Raw genomic sequence first — 26267 nt, forward strand, 5'->3', positions numbered from 1 at the left:
GGGCAGTTTCGTTCTCCCCACAGCGCCCGTCCTTTCACGTCACGCCGCGATTCTGTCTTCTTGCCAAAACAGTTCTCTCTCCGCATATTGAGCCGACTCCAATCATGGATTAGTATGGGACACGATAATCAACCGGACCACACATCAACTCATCTCCCCCCCGGTACTACGGTTGCGCATTACGCGATTGTCCGGCATCTGGGGAATGGTGGTATGGGAGAGGTTTACCTGGCCCAGGATAGGTCGCTCGATCGTCTCGTCGCACTCAAACTTCTCCTGAACTCTCTGAATCGAGAGCCGGAGGCACGGAGTCGCTTCCTGCGCGAGGCCCGAACCCTCGCATCGCTGGATCATCCCAATATCATCAAGGTTTTCGAGGTCTCCGAACATGGCGACCGGCCCTTCATGGCGATGCAGTACGTGGATGGTCTTACGCTCGGCGCATTCGCCCGCGCGCACAGACTTGATTCATCCAAACTGCTTACCCTGATGATCTCGATCTGTTGCGGACTGGAAGCCGCCCATGCGAACCGAGTAATTCATCGCGACCTCAAGCCCGGCAATATCATGGTCGACAGATCGCAACGGGTTTTTCTCCTGGATTTCGGTCTGGCCGGGATCAACCAGTTGGAGTCGACTGATTCCACTGAGAAAACGATCACCCATTTAACGCAGGCTGGATACCCGATCGGCACTTTTGCCTATATGGCGCCTGAACAATTGCGTGGCCTCCCCGTCGACCAGCGCGCTGATATCTTCTCGCTCGGCGTGACGCTCTGTGAATTGGCTTCGGGAGACCACCCATTCGTGGGTGCGACTCCTGCCGAGATCGCATCAAGCATCCTGCGCGATGAGCCGCGCATGTTTCCTTCCGGCACCAATGATCTGCCGCCTGACCTCGGGAAAGCGATCCTGCGATGTCTGAGAAAAGATACCGCGCGGCGATACCAAACAGTCACCGATCTCAGGATCGAGCTGGAAGACCTGCTTGATTCGCTGAGATCCGGACACTCTGAACAGCCAGCCCCCCTTGTGAGCATGCGTAAGTCTTCTCACTTGACCGAGCGTCACTTTGTGCTAAGCGCAGAACTGGTGCGCGAACTGGAGTATCGCTCTCCCCAGATGATCGGGGATCGCATGACCTATCTGGACAATGGCACACCTTCTGACACGCTGGCAGTCGTGCTGCATGGCATGGGGCTTGATCAGCGTTCGGTTGCCGATGTGATCTCGCATCTCCCTTGTCGCGCCATTGCACCAACTTTGTACGGCTTCGGCGCTGACTCCCCACACCGTTTTCCACTGTCGCTGAGAGATCAGTCAATCCTGCTGCGCGCTATGTTTCGCCAGGTGATCCCACAAACACAGGCGGAAGACGTTGTGATGGTGGGAGCTTCATCCGGATCCGATCATTTATTGCATATGTTGAGCGATGATCCTGCATGGGGTAAAGAGATTGCCGGGCAGCTGCTGTTGGGAGTGAATGTCAGCTTGCAGACCTGCAAAAACTCCCGGATATTTTCGGAATTAAAAGGTGATACCGGCACAGAGCTATTGGCATCGCTGCAAGCGGCGGGCAAAGGTCTCCAGAGTCTTGGTGACTGGCTATTGGTAAGCTCGTATCAGGTTCAGGTGCTGGAGAAATTCAAGACCGACCTTGCCCCGCTTTCGCGATACGCCTCGGATATCGTTGCCCCCTTTGCGGCGCGCGGACATCAGCAATTCATTGACTGGTACCGTCTGGCAGTTGAACACCTGCCATATGTCAGATTTGTCTTCTTGAAGGATGAGTGGGAACCGCTGGATATGGTTCTGCAGCTTCACCTCGAAAAAGAAGTACTCGGCAAGAAGTTCACCGAAGCGACGATCGTGCGCAAAGATATCCCACACATGCAACTCCTCCATGCTCCAACCGTAGTCCAGTGTATCGAAGAGTTCCTGGCTGGCATGATGCGCGACTAAAAAGCGAAATTGCGGAGGAATCAGATGAAGGCAATCGTTCGCACCAGATACGGATCACCGGATATTCTTGAATTCAAGGATGTCGACATTCCGGTTCCGACCGAAGATCAGGTCCTCCTCAAGATCGCCGCCAACTCAGTCAATCCTATCGACTGGCATGTGCTTCGCGGCACACCAATTCTTCTCAGGCTGGCAGGATTCGGACTGCTGAAACCAAAACGACAGATCTTTGGCGCCGATCTCGCCGGTATAGTCGAATCTGTCGGAAGCAACGTCACGCAGTTCAAGATCGGCGACCGTCTGTTTGGTTCCTCGATCGGGAGCTTCGCCGAGTATGCCTGTGTCAGCGCGACCAAACTGGCACTCAAGCCAGAGACGGTCAGTTTCGAGCAGGCTGCCGCTCTTCCAGTCGCCGGACTCACCGCATTGCAGGCTCTCCGCGACCATGGTCAGATCCAACCGGGACAGCACGTTCTGATCAACGGAGCATCGGGGGGAGTCGGGACATTTGCCGTCCAAATTGCCAAACAATTCGGCGCACATGTTACCGCGGTCTGCAGTGGAAAAAACGCTGAACTGATGCGATCGATCGGCGCCGACGAAGTCATCGACTACACCAAAGAGACATTCTGGAAAGGCAGCGGCAAGTACGATCTCATTCTGGATAATGTCGCTTTCAGTTCGATCCTCAAACCGCTGCGTGCTCTCAAACCTGCGGGGAAGTACGTTCTGATAGGCGGCGCTTTCTCTAACTTCATATTGCTGGTCATTCTTCAGACATTCTTTTCGAAAAAGGGTGGGAAGAGGATACTCTCACTGTTGGCTTCCGTAAACACAAAGGATCTGGCCTACCTTGCCGAACTCACCGAATCCGGCAAAATCAAACCGGTCATCGATAAAACGTACTCATTAGAACAGATTCCGGACGCACTCCGTTATGTTGAGACGGGCCACGCCCGCGGCAAGGTGGTGATAAGGGTCAACCCAATGTAGAATGCTGAACAATTCGGACAAACAGAAACTCCCCGTATTACCATTTACTCAAATGGTGTATATTGTCCAGAAAGAAAAGTAAACCGGGAGTAACAACTGAATGTCCACCGCCAAGGCATACGCTGCCGCCAGCGCGACCTCCAATCTGGTCCGCACCAATATTCCACGACGCACCCCAACCGACCACGATATCCAGATCGAGATTCTCTTCTGTGGCGTCTGCCACTCTGATCTTCACACGGCCCGCAATGAATGGGGCGGCACCGTTTATCCCTGTGTCCCCGGTCATGAGATTGTCGGGCGCGTCACCAAGATCGGCGCGCATATCACCAAGTTCAAAGTTGGCGATATCGCCGCAGTCGGCTGCCTGGTCGGTTCCGACCGCACCTGCCCGGCCTGTCAGGCTGGACTCGAGCAGTACTGCGGCCATTGGGTCGGTACCTACAATTCTCCGGATGAACATTCCGGCGGTGTCACTTACGGCGGCTATTCCGACAGCATCGTAGTCGATGAACACTTCGTCCTGCGAGTCCCCTCCAATCTTGACCTTGCCGGAGCAGCGCCGCTCTTGTGCGCCGGGATCACCACCTACTCGCCGTTGCGTCATTGGGGCGTCACCAAGGGGAAAAAGGTCGGTGTGGTTGGTCTGGGTGGACTCGGTCATATGGGTGTCAAGCTTGCCCATGCCTTCGGCGCTCATGTCGTCGTGTTTACGACTTCGAGCAATAAGATCGAAGATGCCTTGCGACTTGGGGCGAACGAAGTCGTCAACTCCCGCAACAGCGACGAAATGCAGAAGCATGCCGGCAGTTTCGACTTTATTCTCGACACCGTCTCCGCCGATCATGATCTCAACGGATATTTCAACCTGCTCCGTCGCGATGGCAACCTGACACTGGTTGGAGCTCCGGAAAAACCGCTGGCGGTTGCAGCTTTCCCGCTGATCTTGCAGCGCCGAAGTTTCTCCGGGTCGCTCATCGGCGGTATCGCCGAGACTCAGGAGATGCTCGACTTCTGCGGCGAACATAATATCACTGCCGATGTTGAAGTGATACCGATCCAGAAGATCAACGAAGCATACGAGCGGATGCTCCGCTCCGACGTGAAGTACCGCTTCTCGATCGACATGGCCTCGCTCAAAGCTGAGTAGGGCTGACTCCGAGCCTCGCAGTTTTGCGTGCAGGAAATACTTGCCACAACGCGGTATTCCTTGTAACTTGTTGCCCTGTATACTGCGAGAGTGGCGGAATTGGTAGACGCGCTGGACTTAGGATGCGACCTACCTCATGGGCAAAGTGCTTCAAATTCTTCAATTTGCATTGTGCGGCAAAAACTTCCGCCGAAGCAATGCAAATAGGTCCAAAGCTCCGTTAGGGTCATTTGGGATTCTAACTAGTCACAAAATGGACACAAGATATTGCCTTCTTCTTCCAATTTAGTTTTGTTAAAAGTTGGTTGTGACCTCACAATGGATGATGGAACGAAATTCTCATGCACCATGTTTGCTGATGAAGATGAGGACGGATTCTGGCAATGGATTTTTACAATGTAGTCGCAGGTTGGACTGGCTGGCCACCGATAGTGGCGGGCATGTTGGTCCTTGCCGGTTTTGCCTACTGGATGCTGCAACGCCACATTGACATTTTGAATGAGCAGAAGGCAAGCCTCCAAAGCCAATTGACGATTGCCAAAGATCATTCTCCAGACACTCTTGCCAAACAACTAACGGATCGACTGCATACTTACGAACATGAACTTGTGCTCATGCGCCAGGACAAACAGACGGCTCAGACAACTCTGAAAGCTAAGGAGGCAGAAATTGAAGCAGTGCAGAATCAAATCGCAGGACTTAGAGACCAGATCTTAAAGGCTAGTAATTTACTGCAGAAGATTTCTGACTACAATTTAGTATGCCCTCACTGTGGAGCGCCTCTGATTGTTCGCGAGGGACATTCTGAGTGGGGCGAGTACAACGGTATGGAAATAGAAGTAGATCACGAGTACAGCCGATTCGAGTGCGGGTTTGAGATTTTTGACGGTAAAGGCGGCGACAAATGCCCGCGATCCAGTGCAAATATGAAACAAAGCTCGGAGGATTGATGGCTCATCGGATATACGCTGCTATTGTAAGGGCAGTGAAGAATGGCTCACTTGCCGAGCCGTTTTCATCCGCAGATTTTCGGGAAGCCTGTCCTGGCCTCGGGAAGGGTACCTATAGTGCCTTCCTCCACAAGCATACGAAGGACAATCCGGGTGGAAATTCAGAGTTGTTTGTGCGGGTTGCAAAGGGGAGTTTCAGATGTCTTCGCCCTTTTCGATATGGACTGTGAATCAAATAGCAGGCTATCGATGCAGAAACTCCCGATAGTTAACAGTTGCGAATCGGTGGTGGGCAATTCTCTTTGGCGAAATCTGGCAAAGCAGGGATATCGGGTTCATCCCCAAATACATCTGCCGAGAGTTTTGAAGAAGAAGGATGGCGAGTACCTTACTACCGAAGAGTTCCGATATTTTACACAAGCGAGTCTGGATTTTGTCGTATACAAATGCAATTTCCCTGTCTTCGCCGTCGAATTTGATGGTCCGTATCACTTATCTGATGCCAGAACAGAAGAACGTGACGTTATCAAGAATCGGCTGTGCAAGAAGGCGGACCTACCTCTGCTTCGTATCACTTCGACCGAGATTGAAGAGCAAGATAAGATCACATTGCTTGATTTTATGCTTATGCGATACACTGCATGTCTTAACGAACTTTCGGATTCAGATATTGACTCTGATTGGGACGTGATTTTTGATGTAAGGCACCCGTTCCCTGCCATTCGTTTAGTTGCCGACCGACTTTGGAACAAATATGGGATTGCATGGAGTAGGGGAGATTATAGGCGAATCCGAACTGCTGTGTACACGTGTGATGTGGCTAGCGCTGACCCAAGCCAATGGCATCGCGATCAATTTCATACCAGTGCACTTCGTGTCAGCCTCTGGCCAAAATCCGAGAGGCAGTCTACACCGATCTTCACCGAAATTGCCTCTGTTACAATTCGTGCGTGGCTACCTCTCCAAACGAATATTCCACTGCCAGACATTTGGGATTATCAAGACGGGATGGGTTCACTTGCTCCATGGTCCGAGGTAATGCAGCGTCGAGCCATATCTATGTGGTTTCCGCACATACCTGGTGTCCACCCTTGGGACATTGCAGACAGTTACTGTGCATATCTTGGGCTCCTAGAAGTTGAGCGTTGGGCGAACACCTACCTACCGGTGCTTCAGGACCTCGCTACCCCCCAACGAGAGCCATAACCACATCTATTTCCTGGTTACCTTCAGACACCTTCCAACCTCTCCTTACACTTCGCCATTCTGCTCTTCGGCGCGACAGTATCATTACAGGTCCATATTCCAACAGGAAGCGAAAATCCTAATTGTCGGGCCTCCTATTGGGTCAATCTGAAGGGGGAAGACCAGCACCTTTTCTCGCATGCGTGTATTCGAAAGAAGCGTCACCTTTATGATTTGGTAAAGGTCACTACTATTGGAAAAGTGGGTAGACCTCTCATCCAGCAACTCGTGTGCTTCTGAGAAGGTCCAGCACTCTGGCATTTGACGAGTATGCCGCCCCCCGAGACCTGATTTCTCGAGGAATCCATCCTCATTCGAACAACGATTTCTTTGGCCACAGGGCGAAGACAACAGCTGCGCCAGCAAGTAATAGCATCAAGCCCAAAATAATCTGGATGCCGGTTCTTGTATCGCTGCCGATTAATTGCCTCATAAGTGTCGAGTCTCTTGCCACCAAGATTGAACTGGCACCGACGGCGAATATAGGAACGAATCGCCCAATCGTTAATGCGGAAAGTGTCCGATTTGAGGGATCGAGCATTCGTAGACATACAAGTGCTACAACTATGGTGGCACTTGCAAATACGTCAGACAGATTCCAATTTCCTGAGCCAATTAGGTACTCGGCCTGATGGCGGAACTGACTGTAACAAAGGGGGAAATGCCGCAAATGCCATCACAGAGACAAAGAGCGTATTGATAACCACCTTAATCTGTGGAGAATTGGCACCATTATAACCAATGCTTTCAGCCGCGCACCAGGTTACAAATATCGTCGCCAAGCAAAGCAACCCAACTGATAACGTGATGAACATCTGAAGCATAGTCAATGCTTGCATCGGCGGTTCTAAGAGTCTCAGCTCTCTTTGCAACTTCGGGGATTGAAGGACTTGAAGGCGCACAGCTGGTGGCAGGGCGGCCAAATCACTTTCGAGTTTCACCGGTTCACTCGATTGGAACACTAGTTCTCCGCATGTCTGCTTGGCGTTAGCGATGCACTGACGCCTGTACTCTTCTACTCTTTTACTTTCCAGACTCTCAAATTCCTCACGGAGAGATTCCTCAGACGCTAGATACATTATCGCAAATTGGGGCTTTAACTTATCGGGGCTCATTGCTACCGAAAAGTAAGTCGTAATAGCAACAATTGAGGAAAGGATAAGTACCAGGTATACGACGATTATCCAATTATCCACCATCTGCTTAGCTAGGGACAATTCCTGTAAATGTGGACCGACGGAAGACACTAGAAGATAAAGTGCTGTGAACACCGCAAACGCAGCGAAGGGGAAAATGAGCAAGCTAAAAATATACTGCTGAGGAGCGTGCCCCCAAAGCCTCACCGTAGTTTCGAACCGATGATCAAAGAAAGTCGAATAGAAGATCGACACACTTACTGCAACCGACACCACTAACGTACATGCGACTACCCATTTCATTACGGCAACCTCCCCAAAAGGTGGATGTGTGAAACTCGACTATCAAAAATAAGGCGAATACTATGTCTCTATTTCCAACTCCGAACGATAGAACCGATATGCCAAATAGGCAGAAACAGACCCTAGGACATGCCACAAAGCGTGGCCCTGATACCAGCCCGAGGGATCACAAAATACTCCATGATAATCAAGTTGCCAAAAAATATGGCCTCCTGCAAGCACAATAACAGCTGCAAGCAGCAGGCTATACCTCAACTTGGCCTGTCGGAAACTATGGTATGCATACTCGCAGACCAGAATGGAAACAACCATGGCTGCGAATATATACCTACGAGCGCCTGGGTATATGGTGGCCCATGACAGGAAAAAGATGCATGCAGTCCCAAAAAGTGCAACTGCCTGCGCAGTCCTCCAGTTCTGTAAGCGCGCGAGACCATATGCAAGAAACAACAAGACTATCAAGTACATTCCGCCTATATCGAATGACTGCCCGACAAACGTCAGCGATGCATGATAGAATGCTGTCCCAAGTCCTACGATTATGAGAAACATCGGATAAGCCAAGCCGAAGCATACCCGAAATAATTGGGGACCATTACTTCGTTCGATCCTTAACTTTCTTACTTGCCACTCTCGAATGGCGACTAGAATGCCAACCCACACGAAACCAAAGCCAGTTGCCGTGTTAATAGGCTGTTTTGCTCCCGAAGTATTGATGTGTTCGCAGAAGCAATTTGATTCTTGTGATTGGCAGGTTGCGGGCCGCCACGAATCCCAAGTGCACTGTGCTTTGTCTATAATCCAAATAGATACTGCGGCGGTTACCGCGGTAATCAAAGTGACTGTTACAATAGTCGAGACGGTACGGATTCTCATGTGAAAGTCAGGACTTGTTGGATGGTTGCTAATTTTGGGACCATCATCTATAGGATAATGCGAACGCACGCACCAAGTCAACTACGAAACAACACAGTACTTCAACTTAACGTCGGAAGATATTAGTGATGTGTCGGTTGCTTTGCTGGATCCGCGTCAGTCGGGTGTTTAAGTCGTACTAGTAGGTCACCGACGGGTTCCAGTTAGGAGTATTGGCATGGATGCTCACGCACCGGACGGGAGACCCAAAGTGGTTCCGTGCATAAGTCCTCCAATTCTCAGTTGCCTCGTTGAATCAGAAATGGTCGGCAGTGCGAATCGAGATGACGCCTGTCTAATTGGCATTACCAGTTGTGCCGTATAGTCTCATAGTCTTCACGCCCTGCACCCGAAACACTTACGCCTTCACTCTACCCTTTTCCAAGCCGCGACCAGATCATACGGCATGTAAGTAGTTCCATAGAGGGTATCGCTTTGTCTCAGCTACCTACCCAAAGTCGTACATGTCTTCACCCTGACGGGCAGCACACCTGACGCCGACTGCCCTTCGTTCACTACCGCATCACTTCGACTCGACCCTTCTCACCTTTCTGTCCTATTAAGGAGGGCGGAAACGGCAAGCTACGAAGTGTCATTCCGTTCTCACTAGTCGCCCGAGACAGGGTTCATGCATATGGACCTGAACTAGCTAAGCATACCTGGTCGCCTAGTTACCGGCCAGCAAATGTCTGACTACCACACAGTGGTTTGTTTTGGGCCGCTGGCGCAAGTTGCAATGCGGTACCTTCGCAAGAGTGACCGCATCTACGTCGAAGGCCGGTTGCATTCAGTTGACCGGGTAGCAGAGTCCGGCGAGCGACGCCGGACGGTTGAGGTCATCGCACAGCACATGATTATGCTCGGCTGTGCCGAGCCGAAGCGCGGTGAGGTAGTGCAGCATTAGCACTGAGCGGAGCGGGGATGTTTCCCCGCTCCGCTTTTTTGTGCTCGGTGAAAAATCCTCCCACCCTTTTGGAGACGATACAGCGCAGGCACTACAGCTTACCCGGCGTACCACCGAGCAATGCGACGCTCCAGTGATTCCCGGCGGGTCCCACAGCGTTCTCGCGACTGCCGGATTATTTGTTCAGCGTTGCCGTGGCGCGGTGCAGGCGGCATCACCGTGGTTGCACTGAACGGCAACGACGTGGTGCCGTCAATGGACAGTTTCAGGTAGATCTGGAACCTCGGGAGATTCAGGAGGTCATCCGCAGAAAACACCTGTCTGAATTCGGCTTCGAGCGCTTTGGCGTCGTCTGCCCCCACAGCGAAAGTAATCAGCGTACCGACATTCCCCAGGACTGCGTCCCGTAGGCTATCGGGTAGTTGCGAGAGGAACTGGTTGGCCAGGCCAGCCATGCTCAAGCCGTACTTTCGCGCTTCCGAAAGCATAGACGGAAACTCTTCAGTTGCGAACGACTGTAGTTCGTCAATGTAAAGGTAGTACGATCGACGCTGCTGTCGTGAGCGATTGGTCCGCTGGAGAGCGGCCAGATACAGTTGTGTTATGAGCAGCGCGCCCAGAAGCGACGCGTTATCTTCACCGATCTTCCCTTTCGCTAGGTTGACTAGCAAGATTCGACTTTCACTCATCACATCTGACAGGCGCAGTTTAGACTTTGTCTGCCCGAGAATATTGCGCGTGATCGGATTCGTCAGGAACTGACCAACCTTGTTTTGGATGGGTGAAATCGTCTCGGTGCGGAAGACTTTGGGGTATTGCTCAAATTCCGAGGTCCAAAACGTTCGCAAGACCGGATCGACGACACCTGCAACTACTTTCGTCCGAAATCGCTCGTCCGTGAGAAGGCGCGAAACGCCGAGCAAGGAATTCCCGGGCTTTTCTAGAAGCGTGAGGAAGCAGTTTCGCAGCACGTATTCGAGCCTGGGGCCCCACGAACTGGCCCAGACTTTCTTGAATACCTGGATCAGACCCGAAGCAACGAGCGGCCGAGACTTCGGGCTCGTGTGTGCGAGCACGTTGAAGCCAATCGGATAGTCCGTATCGGCAGGATTCAGGTAGATAGTCTCATTGATGCGGCTGGCTGGCACATACTCCAACGCTTCCTCGACCAGATCACCATGAGGATCAATGACCGCCACACCCCGACCGGCCTGAATATCCTGAATGATGCAATTCAGGAGCAGGGTAGACTTTCCCATGCCGGTTTTGCCCACGATGTACGTCGGTCGAAGACGGTCGTCCGGCTTCATCCCGAACTTTCGCCGAACGTTCCGATAATTCGTCTCCCCGAGGATGAGGAGGTCCCCATTTCCCATGTGTTCAGCCTACCCGAACGAGCTTTCCACAGTCTATACGGAAAACCTGTTCTCATCGGCAATTGAACCCTTCTGCGGCTTCGCTACGCTGGGTCTGCGGCAGCACACATGACTGCCCGGAAACCAACCCACTTTTCCAACAAAATACGACGCAGAAAGGAGAAGCAACATGAGTAGCCAGCCGGGGCTAGTCAAAACGATCGAGGTGAAGGACGACCAGGGGCGGGTCGTGGAGTCGAAAGAGGTTGTCACCTACGCTGGCCTCCTTAATCGCGCCCACCAGGAGGGGCTGAAAAGAGTGTCAACTAAGCTCATTCAGACCCCTTCAGCAGCCAACGGTATGACCGCGATTTCCATGGCAGAAGTGGAGACCGACAAGGGTGTGTTCCGAGACTACGGAGATGCCAGCCCGGACAATGTCGATTCCATGATCATTCCGCACATCATTCGCATGTCCGTGACCCGTGCGAAAGCCCGCGCCCTTAGGGACGCAGTCAACATCGGTGCCGTGGCAATTGAGGAGCTTGGTGCAGGGTTTGGAAACGGTGTGGATAACGCCGGCACCAAACCTCTGGTAGGCGCGACCGGCAAGTTCGCTCAGGACCCTAAGCACCTAGCGCAAGGGACTGGTTCAAATAACGGTAGTGGCACTGGCAACGACCCGATGACGGAATACCAGCTGAACTACCTGTACGGCATCCTGGCAGAGCACGGCGTCAACGGCGATGACGCGCAGGACTACATCATCGAGACCGTCGGTGCAGGCTCCCTCAGTGAGGTGACAAAGAAGGAAGCATCTGACCTCATTGACGAACTGCTGGCGAATCCTCTGGAGATGCTGCGTGGGGTAGCCGTCTCCTGACGGTTTGGATTCGTACCACCGACTCACTCGGCATCGAACCAAGTCCTGACACCAATCACAAGAAACTGAAATCTTACAGAAGAAAGTAAACTTCCATGTCTACAACACTCCTTGACGCACACAAACAGTGGATCACACGGCCACCGGATGAGCGATTTCCAAGTCTCGAAGCTATGCTCGACGTCGCGAGCCATCGTAAGCGGGAGTCGATCGAGAACGTCCGGGATGTCCGTTCACTCCGCGTCTACGCCTCCCATAACGGCGCCCTCGACCTGAACGGACACCAGCCACATGCCACTCTCACCCATTGGGCCTTCTCCCAAATGTGCCACAAGCTGGGGGCACCGGCAGGGTACCTACGGACCCTTCCGCCTGAGGTAGCCGCACGGTGCTTGGAGCACGGGATTAGTCAGTCATACGATGAGTGTAAGATACTCACCCGGAATGGCGGCAAAGGTGATGATCACGCCAACCTCGCTGCCGCCTTCACCAGCCCAACGTACGGTCGCATCTGGGACTGTGATGTTCTCGCCGCCCTTTTGGCTGCCATTGAGGGGAACGGATGGCATACCCCGCCATCGTCTGTTCTGGGCCCGAGTGGGCTCTACGCCTCGGATCGGAACATGTTCGCCTTCCTGATTCATGACGAACAGCCGGTGGAGATTGGCAATGCCAAACTCGGTCGAGGGTTCTTCCTCTGGAACTCCGAGACTGGAGCTGCAACCTTCGGCCTAACCACGTTTCTGTACAACTCAGTATGTCAAAATCACATCGTCTGGGGGGCGGAAGAGGTGAAGGAACTCAGAATCGTCCATCGAGATCGAGCTCCGGATCGTTTCTGCAGAGAAGCAGTCCCGCTCCTCAATAAGTTTGTGGAGAGCAGCGCCGCATCGTATGCCATTGCAAACGTTGTGCATCGAGCGATGTACATGCCGGTCGGCGGGTCCTTTGATGAGGTGCAGGCGTGGTTTGCCGGCAAGCCGTTCACACGGCAGGAACTGTTGGCCGGTCATCACGCAGGACTGAGTGCAGGTGACGATGTCTCGACGGTCTGGGGGATGATCCAGGGCCTCACGGCTGCCGCCCAATCGCTTCCTCACATCGACACACGTGTCAGTCTCGAGCGGCGGGCCGGGGCACTGCTTCGCTAACTTCATTCCTCTGTCCATCAGACGGCCGCATCCAGGCCGTACATTGACCTCACACCGTACTGCCACACATCACTTCCCTATACTTCAGGAGTCCGTATGTCACTGTACCTCATTGTTATCGAGATGAACTTCGACTTTCATCTTGTCATAATGGAAGATGATGGTGACCGGACAATGCTGTTCGAAACGCAGGCTCTAGCTGAGGCTTATGCCGCTGAGCATCTCCAGTCTGACTATAAGGTTTTCGAGTGGTAGAGCCAGTCATTTGTTCATTGCTTAACCATGCCCCGAGATCAACTGATTCCGGGGCATTTATATTTGGCCAAATTGTTACTTTCGAATCCATACTTGTTCAGCACATATAAAAGGGTTTCAGATTTGCAGAAAGCACTGGCTCACCCGAAATCGAAGTGGACTATTGAGGCCATGAGTCGGTTATCCGCTATGGGGCACAAGCGATTAAGGGATCTGGAATCCTCCAAGCGCTCGCGATCGTTAGAATCGTCATGGATACCGCAATCCACTCTTGACAAAGCTATTTGCGATCGATTATTTATTTGCATATCCGAAATGCAACGCGCACACTCCGGGAGGTCATATGCGCTCCGTACTATTTGTTCTTCTCGCTCTGTCACTACTTTTCCCGATTCACCAGTCATTCGCACAACAGCACATTGGCTCAATTGGTGATCGAATTGATTTCTCCAACGGCTCACTGACACTTACCGAAACCGACCTCTCGGTACAAGGAAGACGTGGCCTCGATATCTCGCTTGCACACAGTTACAGCTCGCAAATGTTCTCGGTGGACTCGCGCGAAGATGCTCTCCACTCTCATGTCTATCAAACACTCAGCAATCCTAAAGGCAATCGCTATCTGGGGCAAGGATGGCATATTGAATATCCATACATCTATGAAAGCTTCCAGCGCGCCTGGACGAGTAGCTGTTCCTTTAGAACAAACAGACGACTCGTCTTGGTTTACCAAAATGGGGCAGAGGATGGATTCATCAGCAACGAGGACACGCTAACGAATAGTGTGTATCCCAACAAGACTCGCGACGGGGCGTTGTTCATAGGACACGGTGTGGATGGTGACGATGCCTCCAAACCTGATACGCTTCTGAACACCGATGGCACCAAGTGGATTTTTGGACACCTACGGGACAAACGGAAGTATTTGACCAAAATGGTCAATAGGTTCGGAGACGAATTGGTGGTCGAGTATTACTCGTACTCTCATTGGATTAGAAAGGTAACGGCCCCTGGCGGACGAGAAGTTATTTTCAGATACGGTCCTGGCCCTGGGACAGCCCTATTTTCGGTAGAATCGGCACCGCCAGATAGCGCTCGTCTCCGGCGACTCGATTATGAAAATCACATCGGTGACACTCTTTCTATTGATTTTCGTTACGAGGAAAGCTCAGGCAAGAGGCGGTTAGCCGGTGTCATATATCCAGCTGGTGACACGACTGCATACCAGTACACTAGTTCATACAAATGGAACGACACAACAGTAACCTCAGATAGTCTTGCTTTTCTCTACCAATACAAGTCAGTCGGAGGTGCGTGGACCAGATGGGAGTATCGGCAAATCTACCGGCCATCGAAGCTGTCAGGTCAAGGATGGCGCTACAAAGCATACGTAGCGGTTGAACGGAGGTACGATGGACTGGACTCGCTGATGTTAAACTATCAGATCATTGAAGGATCGCTCGTCTACACCCCTCTACTCAACGTTACCTCTCGCACCCATGCACTCTACGGCTATGGACTTAGGACCGAATGTTTCTTTTTCTGTGAGTTTGAGCAGGAGTACAATCCCGATAACAATCCTGAGCCAAGTGCCGGTATGTTGCCTGGAGCGCTCTTTCAGGTCAACAACTATGCAGACGCTGATACTATTTGTGCTGGTTATGATTACATGGGTACGGGCGATTTCACTCAAATTGGATACTCCATTACTCCGGCGGTGGATACGTGCTTGTTCGAATGCGACTATGGGCACCTTTATGTCTGCAGCACGATGGTTGATTCTGTTCCAGTTTATGCATCAAACCGATCGTTCGTGCATGACGGCGTCGGTACATATCAGCCTGATCTTCTAGATACAAGCGAGACAATCGAATTCGCGTTAAACTCTGCAAAATCATGGCGAACGCGATATAGTCGATTTGATCTCCGGACTCTGAGGTTTCCGACCTACACGGTAACAGCGCCCCGCTTGCACCAGTATCTGGGTGCGACTGGTGATACAAGCTTAATGTACTTTGACCCCAATTACAGCATCTGTCCTTGGGGAGGAAGTTCAACTGATTGCGGTCCGCAGGAGTACCCCAATGATACACTTCCGTTCGTATTGGACAGCGTGACGAATTGGAAGTACGTTCCGGAGTTTAACCTGACCCTGCCATTGCGCACTGTGCATATGGTGCAGAATGGCCCACGGTGGCGTAAGCTCATAGCCGAGTACCAATACGACTCGACCAAGGCTTACCTGCTAAAGCAGAGTGCAATCTCCTCTGTCTACAACGATTCCGGGACAGTCAAGACATCAGATACAATGGTGACCACTTATTTGTACGACAGCCTCTATGACTTATTCAGGTCAATTTCCGCGACCTACGATACTGTCTACTACACATACGATAGTGACCATCGGATGGTGACGACCATCGATTCGTCGTACGGTTCGCTTGACTTAACGGTCGAACTGTCAAAGCAGGCTTATTATCCGAATGGAGCCTTGAAGTACGTGAAGGGGCCGAACGGGGACAGCACGATCTTCGTGCCCGACTTCTATGGTCGCGATAGCGTCACGTTTGGAGCGCTTGACCCTGAAGACGAACCCTCTACAATCAAGGAATACTACAACAGTTCAAATACGGTTACCGGTCGGACGAAGATCGAAAGTGGCGTCTATCGCAAGGAGACTACTTACTACGATACACGATTTCGGCGAACCAGATCGGAATTATCGATCAACGATAGCACCGTAATCAAGGATGGTATGGAATACGATCCGTATGGCAATGTCCTGAGATCTGCGCGAGCTCGATACTCCGGAGATACCACCCTGATTTGGACGCACACAGCTTATGATGCGAACATGCGGCCATATAAACATACCTATCCCGACGGTTCGTTCGATTCAACACGATTTAGAGATGCTTTCACTCTCGATACCCGAAGTGTTACTGGCCTCAGGCAGCGATTGATCACCAACTTCTTCGGAAATGTAATGAGGGTCCAAATTGGCGATTCATCGGCATGTGACACTTGCTTTAGTGCAATCTCATCCGCCAATGCGACTTTCTCACCATGGAATTCGCCCATTCGGGTCGGAAATTTTGCGGGTCTTGTTCGGGCGGCAACACTAGATGCCTGGGGAAGGCAAATCCTATTTACTGACCCCGATATTGGTGCAATTAGAACCTGGTATGATCGCGCCAGTAACGTGCGTTTCGCCAGGCGCAATTCCGAGACCACCTATCAATACATGAAGTATGACGCCGAACGCAGGCTGATTGAAGAAGGTGTCATGGGTGTGCCGGATACCTCTAAAATGGAGGTCTCGTCCTATCCTGAAGATACGGTCGGTTCCAAGCGTGTTTATGCTCGCTATCGGCATGATAATTATTCTAACTCCACAATCGCTGCCGACACGGTGGGCGGGCTCAGTTACTGTCTCGGTCGGTTGACCGAGGTGGTCGATACCTCGGGTTACACGTACTATTACTACGATTTACGTGGTCGAGTCGGTCAGCAGACAACCTCTATCCGGGGTCTATCCAGCGTCAAGAAGCTCCGTTTTTCCTATTACGCAAACGATGCTCTGAAACGCATTACGTATCCCGATGGCACATACACGGAGTATGGGTATGATGTCGCAGGACGGCTACATTCGATTCTTCAGAATGACACAACCTATTTCATTCGACCCGATTCCATTCAGTATGCGGCTTGGGGTGCAATAGAGCGAGTTGCGTTCGGTGGACCGTCAAGACTCAAAACTCATAATCTTTATGACATCCTCGGTCGACTCGATCAGACCGTAACCTGGTCACAGAACAATCGCCTTTTTGGGCGTGGATACCAATATGCCAACTGGTACATGACGAAGGAATTCGACCTGGACACTACCGTGAACGGCACAGGCTTCTTTGACTCAACGAATGTTGGTCAGGTACGAACCTTTGGGTACGACTATCGTGGTCGACTGACTTCGGCCTGGCTTAAAGATCCTAATGGCGTTGCAGACACTCACTCCCTCGCGTATCAGTATGATCTTAGCAATAATTTAAATATGAGAAAACTGGCTGGCATCGACTCGCTCTACTACACGCGGCACTCAGCGTCGAACTGCGATTCGGTGGTCAAGTATAGTGACGACTCCACTCTTGTTCTGACTAGAGACTCACGAGGGTGCATAGTAGTGGAGCGGAAGTATAACGGAGCTTTTATTCTCGATTCCGCTAATTGGTACCGTAAGACAACGTACGCATACGATCATCGCAATCTTCTGAAGGAAGCGACCTTTCAGCTCAAAATTCCGCTGCAAGCGGGTGACGCTCCTGACACGGTGCTCAATTATTACGACTTTGCCGGCAGGAAAGTGAAGCAGCTTACTATTTACCAAGTTTGGATCCCGCCGGATACGGGGGGAGGTGGTATAGATGGTTTTATTGATGATGGAATTGGAACAGATGGTTCAGTGCCGGGTGACGGTTACTGGCAGCGACGGACGAAGGCGCGCTATTATATATGGTCTGGAAATCAAGTAGTGTGTGAGTTGGATAATCCCAGTACGATTTCGAACATCAATGTCTATGGGTTGGGTAAACTACTTGCTCGCTGGGAGGGAAACAACTGGCAGTATCTGATCTCTGATTATCTGAACACAGTTAGAGCAGTGATCAGGTATGATGGAGAGGTGAAGGACCGACTGCTCGAATATTACCCGTACGGTGAGCCGTACTCGGGGAGCTTCCAAAACCTCATCTGGTCGCATCGGAGTTTTCTGAGCAAAGAGAACGACCAAGTCGGAGAACTGGACTTTGGGCCGAGGTATTATAGTCGTGAGATGGGGAGGTTTTTGTCGCCTGACCCGATCCTGTCCGGACCATCACCGTACAGCTATGCCGAAGGGAACCCGGTGATGAACTGGGACCCATCGGGGCTTGTACCAGATCCAGCCAGTGCGTGGGCACAGACTACCCGTGATCAAATGCTCTATGGCCCGCATGACTGCAGCTCCAGTGAGCGTATGGAACGGGAATTCGCCAGGGTGGCAGCAGAGAGTTTTGCCGCTGAATGTCAAGCGGGAATTCCGTATTACGCGACAGATGATCCTAGTGCCGAAGTGGAAATGACATGGGATGGTTCGCTAGTTCTGAAGCTCAAGATTTCTGGCAAATATAATAATGAGACTAAGAAATGGGAGAAAATTGACGACATAGTCTTGTATGCCGGGGACCAGGAGCTTGGACGCGCTGATAGTCGTGAACTCGGAAGAATCAACACAAACCTTAGTATTGAAAGAGCGTCGAAAGAGAAGCGGCGCTTGCTGCGTCATGGGCTAAAATAAAATCAGATAAATGGAGGCCAGAGAACTACGAGGATCGGAGATGCTGGCTTCCACAGACGAACACATGGCGTACAAGGCTGCGTTTGGACGACCGAGGGGTTCGGGCATGACCCTCGAACTTGGAGTTGCAGGATATTATTTCTTTGGTGGTGGCGGTCATTTCATATTCCAAGGCGACAATATCTATTTCCAGATCGAGATTGGTCATGGTTTTGGGGCGAGCGCCTCTCGAGGCAATTGGAATCTCGACGAGCTAAGTCTTGATGCTGGCGCTGACCTACCAAGTACAGTTGTTTATCCCGGCCACGGAGTCAAAGTCATTTCGAACAGAATTGGTGTCGGAGCTCAGTTGGACATTTCGTTCAGCGCTCCTGGCCGACCTTATAATCTGTCACCAGGTGTTTCACTTGGAATTGAATCCGTGATTGCTTATACATATACATGGCAGATTCGTTGAAAGAACAAAAGGATATGGATTCAATGAAGAAAGATTCTTCGCCGATAGGGCTGCAGACGATCAGGGACAGGTGGTACCCGATAGGACACGCATTTATATCGGGCGGAATGCTGTTCTTCTATATTCTGCTTCGTAAGGATGGCGGCACACCTCCCAATCATCTTGACAAAATGCAGCCATTGGATATTTTACTTCTGGTTTGTGTAGGGCTTTGTCTTATGATCGGGGCAGCGGTGCTTGGCGTAATACAGTTTCGATGTGCCGACTGGTCGCGCTTGTTGAATATAGACCCTGGTGGCCTGCGGCGTAAGTACTTCAAGTCCTATTTCTTTTTGTTGGTCTTGATCGTATTCAGCGAAATTCTGGTCTTCTTGATGGGAAGGTAAGAGTTTTGTAATGAATCGGTACGGATTTGCGAAGTGTTGTTCGGAAAGGCCTCAAGAACTTAGTCGACAACCTCAGTACCGTATGATCGGTAAAGGTATTTGATGATCTTGTCAGGGTTCGCTTACTTGAATACTCTCGATATGGAGATCTGTATGTGGTGAGTTTCCTGAATCTGGTTGCCTCACATCTGAGTTTCTCCGAAATGGAAAACGACTATGTCGGTGAGTTGGACGTTGGGCCACGGTACTACAGTCATGAGATGGGGAGATTCATGTCGCCTGACCCGAGCCATATGACACTTGTGTCCACTTCAATTCAGGCAGCCGGATGGTTCTAAATCATTGGGTTTCTGCTGTTGAACACGTTTTTCATAGATTCATAGAGACGGCTTGCAAGACTGCCAGAATTGTTGGCTTTATCGCATATTTTGAGCATCGTGGCGAACACGCCTATAACCTTCAACCGATGGGTTGTTAGAGTTACTCGTCAGGTGTGCCAGGCCTAGAGGAGTGCGATTCCAAGAGGGGGCATGACTTGTTGCTGCTTGTCAAGATATGAACTAAATGGCGTGCACGGGTAATGGCGACTCGTAGCAGCCGGCGATCTTCTTTATATGGTGGCTTGTGACGTGGGTCGACAAGGCCAAAGCGCGGATTGCTCAGGTCTACAATGATGACAGCATCGTATTCCTTGCCTTTACTCTTGTGCATTGTCGTGACCACTCGCCGGTGACGCGGACCATAGACATCCCGGAGGCGATGCGAGGCAAGTGCGTCAATGAGTTTCTGTTGTGCTGGCTCGTATGTGCCGTACTGTGCTTGGGTTCTGCTCAATAGGTCGAAGTCGTAGGGCTCATGCCCCAACCGGCCAAACACAAGGCATCTCCCAATTGCCTGCAGCGTTGGATCTTCCGATGCGCCCAGCAGCGTTGTGATGCGGTCGAGGTCGATGTCGGGCCGACCAGAACGGCCAGAATCACAGGTTGCCGTGCACAGGCTATCGATGGCTCTTGCCAGCGCACCGTCAATTTCCTGGCCCTTACCGTACGCTTCCGCACTTCGCTGTAATTGTAGCCCCAACTTAGCCGGTTTCGCCTGATCAACACAGAGGTGAAAACCAGCCATGAACTCGAGAATCTGCCCAGCCAACAGATGCCGAGGAGTACAGAGGAGGGCGATTCCCATACGCCAGGCGAACTGCAACTGATTGCTGTCAGTTTCTGTGGCGTGAAAAAGAGAATAAGATGCTGCTTTAGTCTTGTGCTCTAACATCTCTGAGACCGTCTGGACCCCTTCATTGGTCCGGACTAGTACCGCAATACTCGGGAAAGGTACCGATAGCTGGTGTAACCTATTCTCTGTGGCTAGGACGAGGCGCTTGAGGTATAAGCCGACGTGGTTCGGGTAGGGGAAGCGGCTGATCTTTACTTCGTTAACCCTCGGGGGAGTGCGGCCGTGTAGAATCGCCTCTGCATACTGAGGAATTGCCGTCTTCTCATTGCGGAAATTCTGTTTCTCGAGGTCTATGAATCGAGGCGCTATGTCCTCTCTGAATTTCTGAACGCGCACCTGAGTGACGCCCTCTCGGAAGCTGTAGATCATCTGATCCGGATCTGCCAGGCAAAAGAGCTGTGTTACCTGTGCCATGGCGAGTACGAAGGCGTACTGCTCGCCGTCGGTATCCTGGAATTCGTCGAGAATAACTAAGGGATATCGCGTCCCAATGACGTGGGCAACCGCTGGTTGATTGTGCACAACCGCAGCCGTCAGTGACGCCAGCCGTTCAAGGTCAATTTCTCCTCGATCAGCAAGGGCCTGTAATGCGGATGTCCCCCCGCCTGGAGAGCGCTGAATGACCTTTGCTTGCTCGGGCGCGAGGATGCGTACGTAACCTGGCAGGCCGACGAATCCTCCGTATGAACGGATGATGTCCCAGAAGAATGAATGATAGGTATCTATCTGCACACGTCGACGCAATTGGTCCGCAAACTCGGGACTCTGCGCAGCCCGCATGATCCGGCCGACAGCAGCCCGCGAGAAACTTAGAAAGAGAACTCGCTGGTGCTCCTCCATAGTCAACATGGCCCAAAGCGCTTTTCGGAGACCGAGCGTAGTCTTGCCCGATCCAGGGCCACCGAGTACGAGCACATGCCCAGTCTCCGCCAGCGCAGCCTCGTGCAACGGGTCGCTCCGGAATGCACTCATTGCTAATTCCGAACCAGGTACTGTGTGACCATAGTGACTGCACCTTTAAGGTCAGTGGGTACTTCAGCCGGAGGACAGTGGCTGAGCAATGCCGCCGCATACCCACAGCCCTTGCGCCTCTCCAAAACTTGTTGGATGTACTCGCGCCATTTGTGTTCGGCATCGTTTGGACCCGGCGTCGTGACCTTCTGCGGCCAGTTAGAATCGTTTCTCTGGTCAATGACGAAGGTTTTCAAGACATCCAGCGGCAATGTCTGGGCGAGGAGCCGCTCTAGTCCCCCGTACGGGTGTGATCGGCACGCGGTGAAATGTGTTTGCATCTCCGCGTCGTCTATGCCCTTCGAGGCATCGTAGAAGGCAAACACCGGTATACCACAGCCCCGAAAGAAATCACCGATTCCTGTTAGGGCCGTTATGCCTTCAGCGTCGACGACTGTGACGCCGAGAGTATCTAAGGTTGGTGCAAGTGTATCGACTTGAGATACTTTCTCTGAGGCGACGTAGATGGTCGACCCGTCCGATGTTCCCTCCACAAGGAGCACTCCTCGGCTCAGTATTCCTTCAGCAAACTTCTTTCTGAAGTCACGGGAGAAAATTTTGTGCTTCAGGCTTGCTGGAATGTTCAGCTGTCGTGCTTCAGTATGTAGCGTGTCATCGGCGCGAGCGATAAGCTGTATACCCGCATCCAGAAACTGCTCACTGATGTAAGGAGAGTGACTCGTGAAAATGCACTGCTGACACCTCGACTTAAGGAACGAGACGATGCGCCGTTGCGTGTACGGCGGCAGTGAGGTTTCCGGCTCCTCCATTGCAAATATGACGTTTGCTTTCTGTTCTGCGATGGCGGCCAACAGTGCAAACACCAATACGTTGGCGGTACCTGTTCCGAGGTTCTTGAACGGAAGGGGGTGGGGAGACTCCTGTGAACTCAAGAATAGTGTCAGTACTTTGCGCAGGTGCTCGCGGGTCAAGTCAGATACGTTGATTAGCGTCGATCCATCGTCTTGGGATAAGGGAATGAACTGGTTGACTCCTTCAACAATGCGTTCAAGCACCGGCTTGATGGTTGGGTCATTACTCACCGTCGGACCGACTGCGCGGAGCTTCTCCAGAACTGACTCCCAACAACCTGGCTTGGCCTCGTGCCGTCTCATGAGAATGTCGAGCAGTGTGCCACGCTCCAAGCTGAGGGCACGACTGCCGGTTCTCACAGATCTAAGGTAAACAAACCCGATTTTTCGCTTGTGGGATCGCGTGCATTCTTCTCGCTCTCCGTCAGGTGCTTCTGGGCAACAGTAGTAGGATTTTGCTAAGAACTCGCCTTCCTCAACATCGTACTTCCCAACGAGTTCGATTTGTAGTACGAACGGATAGTCCTCACTCCCAGCCTTGCCCTTGGGCACATCTTTCTTCGAAACGATCTGCCCATCCGCACCCATACACTCAAGGTGTGTCCAAAACATTGCGCGGTCATCATCGCTCAGCGCCCCTAATGTGGCGCGAATGCGAATTTCGACTGGTACTCCATCATCGAGATAGTGACTCTGAAAGAAGTCATGTTCACAAATTGCGGCTGGGTGGCCCAAACGGTCTGGGCCGAGCAAGAGGTCGAGCGCTTCGAGAATCGTTGATTTCCCAATGTTATTCGGGCCAACGAATAGTACATTTGCAGGTAGTGAGAGGTCGGCCCGTTTTATGCCGCGATACCGCTCAATGTGCAGAGAGAGAATTCGCATGCTTCAATGTTCCTAAGGAAAATGGGTTCGCGGCGAGGTAGTGGCGCATACTACTATGTTTATCCCCACGTATACTGCGTTATCAGTAGCCCCAAGTCGCCCACTATGCATCCTATGTTGCGACGTCGGGGTTAGCTCGACTCTCCAACTATGCCACTAAAGGTGAAATTTGTGTAGGAAACATTCAAACAGGCAATCGAAATCTTTGGATTCCCTTTATTCTCGCCAATCCTGGGAAATACGGGAACTGTCAAAAGAGCTTCAACTTATCCCCAGTCTTACCCCAAAACTTGCCTCTTTCGGCAATTGAAGGCTTTGGAGCCACCCACTACGTTGGGTAGGCTATGGATTCCTTCAATGGTCACCACTGCACGCAATACCGGCGCAGCACCGGATGTCACGGCGTGCTAGCCGTGCAGATTTGCTCCACCCGGACTGTGGCCCGCTGGGGACGATTCTGCCCGGCCCGCCGCCGCCCTGCAGGCGAGCGCGGTGACCGGGACCTCCGGTTTCCTGCTGGGCTCGATAAGGACGGAGCAGCAGCGTCCATCTGTCTTCGTCAGGATCCGGAACAGGTTGATGAGCCGAATGGGCCATTTCAGGCTTCTTTATCGCTCTACGGCTATCCCAGACTCTTTAAGATAGATAGCTTTCAGCTCGTCAATGTGGTGCTGCTGCAGGGGCATAGGAGAGTGGCGTTAAGGTGAGTGCACACCGCCAACCTAGCGCTGATTGCCCAGGCCGTCCAGAAGTGCCTAATGGGCATTGGCGTGAGCCGATATACGCAAAAAACACGCTCTGAGGAGCGTGCGATGCGGCAGGTGATCGTATAATGCTTAGGCGAGGTGGAGGTGCTGCTTCACGCGCTGCACGTCTGACTCGATGCGCCGCACCCACTCCAGACTGAAGATACGCTCCTGGTCCAGTCGGCGGACGATGGTGAGGACCTCATCCATGGTCGTGAGGAATTCATCCCGACTGACCACGCTGTCTACCTTGGTCTCCAGAGTAGCGACCTTGGCATCGAGTGCATCGAGCTTCGCAATAATGGCTGACTGCTCCTTTTCCATAGGGAATCAGCGTAGCGCAGGGGGAGGAGGGTTGTCAAAGAGACTCGAGGTTTTCCACAGCAGCACCGGAAATGTTGCCGACTTCGGCAATTGATAACGTTCGTCATGCTGCTACCGTGACCAGTGCACTGGTACTGACCCGTTCTTTCCCACGCTGCTTCCACCGCTGACCACCAAGGCCTGCACTGCTGATGCGCTGCACGGTCTGTTCAAATGTGGCCACACCTCGATTTTGCTTGTAGAAAGTTCGAATGTCTCGTACTAGACCGCACCACTCGGAAATCCCTTGCGCAACCAGGTCTGTTTTCCGCTTAACCAAGCTTAAAATCTGTGATTCGAACCGAAGCTTTTCTACAGCTTGAGACAAGAGTGTAGTTTGAATCATCTGAAGCGGCTTCTGCGGCTCTATCAGCAGTTTTCCGTTCATCAGCGTGAGGTTCGAACCAGTGAACACGAGAATAGCTCGTTTGAGCTCAGGCGTACCATTTTCGAAGTCGACCATAGCGCGTTGTGCAAAGTCGAAAGTGTCCTCACAAGCCAGAAGGACCTGTTTGTTGCGTGCATCGTTGTCGTCTAAGAGTTCCTTCAGGCGGAAACGCTCCTCTTCCAACTCTGCCTTTTTCGCTCTATATTCGCTATCGGTGAGCAATTCTCGCAGCCGCATATTGACCAACTCTCCGATCTCCCGCACACACGCTTCGTACCTGCTATGGAGCGAAGCAAGCGCTGCTCCGCCTTTCAGGCACTCCTCCTCGTGAAACTCACGGAGCAATTTCAGGCTCCAGTCACGAATACCAGCTCCGATTCGCAGTGACGATAGGAACTCTCTCACCTGCGATTCAAGGGTACTATCGGTTATGGAGCGTTGCGAACACTTCACGGATCGCTTTCGATGAGAGCAATGGTAGTACACATACTTCCGGCCGTAGCGGTTCGTTTTGTGTTCCGCCGTAACTGCTGCGCCACATTCTCCGCACTTAATGAGGCCAGTATACGTGAATTCGTGCCGCTTCGGTCGCGGCCACTTGCGCAGTCCCAGCAGCTCTTGCACACGGTCGAATTCACTCTTGGTGATCATGGCTGCATGGCCACCGGGGTTTATGTCTCCGCCGTACCGGATCGCTCCGTAGTAGAAGGGATTGGTGAAGACCTTATAGACCGTTGAGTACTGCAGCGGGCCTCCGCCGATGCGCTTGTGCTTGCGGGTGCGGAGACCCCACTGCTCTGTCGCAATGCTGAGAATCTTCCGGGGCGTGTAGCTCCCGGTGAGCATGAGATCCCACATCTTGCGAACCAGAGGAAACCGCTCCGGGTCTTTCACAATCGTGCGGGTATTGCGGTCGTTGGTATAGCCGATGGGTGGAAGGCCCGGAACCCAGCCTTGGTCGATTTTCGCCCGCAAACCTCGCTTCACATTATCTGAAAGGTCATCCACGTATTTCTTGGCCATGCCAAACTCCAGCTGCATCCAGAACTTGTCATTGCCCGTATTACTGAAGCTCCGTTGTGGCGTATGTATGGCCGACAATTTCCCTACCTCCATAGCCCATATGAGAGCTCCGCCGTCGACCGGGTTACGTGCGAGGCGGTCCAACTTCCAGCAGAGGACGCCCTGGATCTTGCCAGTCCCCACAAGCTGCAGAAGCTTTTTAAACACTGGTCTACCTGGCGCTTTAGCCGACATTGACTCGATGTAGACAGCGTCTATTGAGAGGTCCGCCTTTGCCGCGAACGCCTGCAATTCCCGAACCTGGGAATCAATAGACAGAATCTGTCGGTCCTCAGATTCGGTAGACTTGCGAGCGTAGATGACGATGGAGGGCATGGGTAATCCTTAAGAAGGAGCAATCCAAGCGTACTAGACTAGGCGCGAGGGAGG

20 protein-coding genes are annotated in these 26267 nt (G+C 52.1%); 13 read left to right on the forward strand and 7 right to left on the reverse strand.

Translation table 11 applies throughout. The features are described from left to right. The first annotated feature begins 114 nt into the window (after positions 1-114). The 5 genes from IPH75_07955 to IPH75_07975 all read left to right on the forward strand — a co-directional run bounded on the left by IPH75_07955 (position 115) and on the right by IPH75_07975 (position 6261). Complete coding sequence (locus IPH75_07955; GenBank protein ID MBK7141997.1) at positions 115-1962, forward strand: serine/threonine protein kinase; 1848 nt, start codon at positions 115-117, stop codon at positions 1960-1962. A gap of 24 nt (positions 1963-1986) precedes the next feature. After that, entirely contained in the window at positions 1987-2955 is a 969-nt protein-coding gene (locus IPH75_07960) for an NAD(P)-dependent alcohol dehydrogenase (GenBank protein MBK7141998.1), read from the forward strand. 100 nt (positions 2956-3055) lie between these two features. Beyond that, a complete protein-coding gene (locus tag IPH75_07965) occupies positions 3056-4105 on the forward strand; it encodes an NAD(P)-dependent alcohol dehydrogenase (protein ID MBK7141999.1) in 1050 nt (349 codons plus the stop codon). A 383-nt stretch (positions 4106-4488) separates the two neighbouring features. Next, positions 4489-5055 carry a hypothetical protein gene (locus IPH75_07970; protein MBK7142000.1) on the forward strand — a complete coding sequence of 189 codons (567 nt, stop codon included), beginning with the start codon at positions 4489-4491 and terminating at the stop codon, positions 5053-5055. 249 nt (positions 5056-5304) lie between these two features. Continuing rightward, the gene (locus IPH75_07975) at positions 5305-6261 is read left to right on the forward strand and encodes a DUF2726 domain-containing protein (GenBank protein MBK7142001.1); all 957 of its coding nucleotides are present in this window, start codon (positions 5305-5307) and stop codon (positions 6259-6261) included. A gap of 626 nt (positions 6262-6887) precedes the next feature. On the opposite strand, the gene IPH75_07980 is transcribed toward IPH75_07975, so the two are convergent. Both IPH75_07980 and IPH75_07985 read right to left on the reverse strand, forming a co-directional pair. Further along, on the reverse strand, positions 6888-7739 hold the full coding sequence (locus tag IPH75_07980; GenBank protein ID MBK7142002.1) for a hypothetical protein: 852 nt from the start codon (positions 7737-7739) through the stop codon (positions 6888-6890). 60 nt (positions 7740-7799) lie between these two features. Further along, positions 7800-8615 carry a ceramidase domain-containing protein gene (locus IPH75_07985; protein MBK7142003.1) on the reverse strand — a complete coding sequence of 272 codons (816 nt, stop codon included), beginning with the start codon at positions 8613-8615 and terminating at the stop codon, positions 7800-7802. 724 nt (positions 8616-9339) lie between these two features. On the opposite strand from IPH75_07985, the gene IPH75_07990 reads away from it, so the two are divergent. After that, the gene (locus IPH75_07990; GenBank protein MBK7142004.1) at positions 9340-9558 is read left to right on the forward strand and encodes a single-stranded DNA-binding protein; all 219 of its coding nucleotides are present in this window, start codon (positions 9340-9342) and stop codon (positions 9556-9558) included. Positions 9559-9656: 98 nt separating this feature from the next. Here IPH75_07990 and IPH75_07995 read toward each other — a convergent pair whose 3' ends face one another. Then, positions 9657-10868, reverse strand: coding sequence for a hypothetical protein (locus IPH75_07995; protein MBK7142005.1), 1212 nt, complete (start codon positions 10866-10868; stop codon positions 9657-9659). A 235-nt stretch (positions 10869-11103) separates the two neighbouring features. Here IPH75_07995 and IPH75_08000 point away from each other — a divergent pair, with 235 nt between their 5' ends. The 7 genes from IPH75_08000 to IPH75_08030 all read left to right on the forward strand — a co-directional run bounded on the left by IPH75_08000 (position 11104) and on the right by IPH75_08030 (position 19715). Beyond that, complete coding sequence (locus IPH75_08000) at positions 11104-11796, forward strand: hypothetical protein (protein MBK7142006.1); 693 nt, start codon at positions 11104-11106, stop codon at positions 11794-11796. A gap of 95 nt (positions 11797-11891) precedes the next feature. Continuing rightward, positions 11892-12947 (forward strand): DUF932 domain-containing protein, encoded by a 1056-nt coding sequence (locus IPH75_08005; GenBank protein MBK7142007.1) that lies wholly within the window; start codon positions 11892-11894, stop codon positions 12945-12947. Positions 12948-13043: 96 nt separating this feature from the next. After that, on the forward strand, positions 13044-13202 hold the full coding sequence (locus tag IPH75_08010; protein MBK7142008.1) for a hypothetical protein: 159 nt from the start codon (positions 13044-13046) through the stop codon (positions 13200-13202). A gap of 1429 nt (positions 13203-14631) precedes the next feature. Continuing rightward, entirely contained in the window at positions 14632-18534 is a 3903-nt protein-coding gene (locus IPH75_08015; GenBank protein MBK7142009.1) for a hypothetical protein, read from the forward strand. 106 nt (positions 18535-18640) lie between these two features. Then, complete coding sequence (locus IPH75_08020) at positions 18641-18991, forward strand: hypothetical protein (protein ID MBK7142010.1); 351 nt, start codon at positions 18641-18643, stop codon at positions 18989-18991. 23 nt (positions 18992-19014) lie between these two features. Next, positions 19015-19377, forward strand: a complete 363-nt coding sequence (locus IPH75_08025) for a hypothetical protein (GenBank protein MBK7142011.1) — start codon at positions 19015-19017, stop codon at positions 19375-19377. A gap of 155 nt (positions 19378-19532) precedes the next feature. Then, positions 19533-19715, forward strand: a complete 183-nt coding sequence (locus IPH75_08030) for a hypothetical protein (GenBank protein MBK7142012.1) — start codon at positions 19533-19535, stop codon at positions 19713-19715. Positions 19716-19857: 142 nt separating this feature from the next. On the opposite strand, the gene IPH75_08035 is transcribed toward IPH75_08030, so the two are convergent. The 4 genes from IPH75_08035 to IPH75_08050 form a co-directional block, all read right to left on the reverse strand. Further along, positions 19858-21582 (reverse strand): ATP-dependent helicase, encoded by a 1725-nt coding sequence (locus IPH75_08035; GenBank protein ID MBK7142013.1) that lies wholly within the window; start codon positions 21580-21582, stop codon positions 19858-19860. 2 nt (positions 21583-21584) lie between these two features. Continuing rightward, complete coding sequence (locus IPH75_08040; protein MBK7142014.1) at positions 21585-23318, reverse strand: AAA family ATPase; 1734 nt, start codon at positions 23316-23318, stop codon at positions 21585-21587. Between the two features lie 836 nt (positions 23319-24154). Continuing rightward, on the reverse strand, positions 24155-24388 hold the full coding sequence (locus IPH75_08045) for a hypothetical protein (protein MBK7142015.1): 234 nt from the start codon (positions 24386-24388) through the stop codon (positions 24155-24157). Between the two features lie 103 nt (positions 24389-24491). Beyond that, positions 24492-26213, reverse strand: coding sequence for a recombinase family protein (locus IPH75_08050; protein MBK7142016.1), 1722 nt, complete (start codon positions 26211-26213; stop codon positions 24492-24494). Between the last annotated feature and the right edge of the window lie 54 nt (positions 26214-26267).

Source organism: bacterium (assembly GCA_016708025.1).
Classification (GTDB): domain Bacteria; phylum Zixibacteria; class MSB-5A5; order GN15; family FEB-12; genus FEB-12.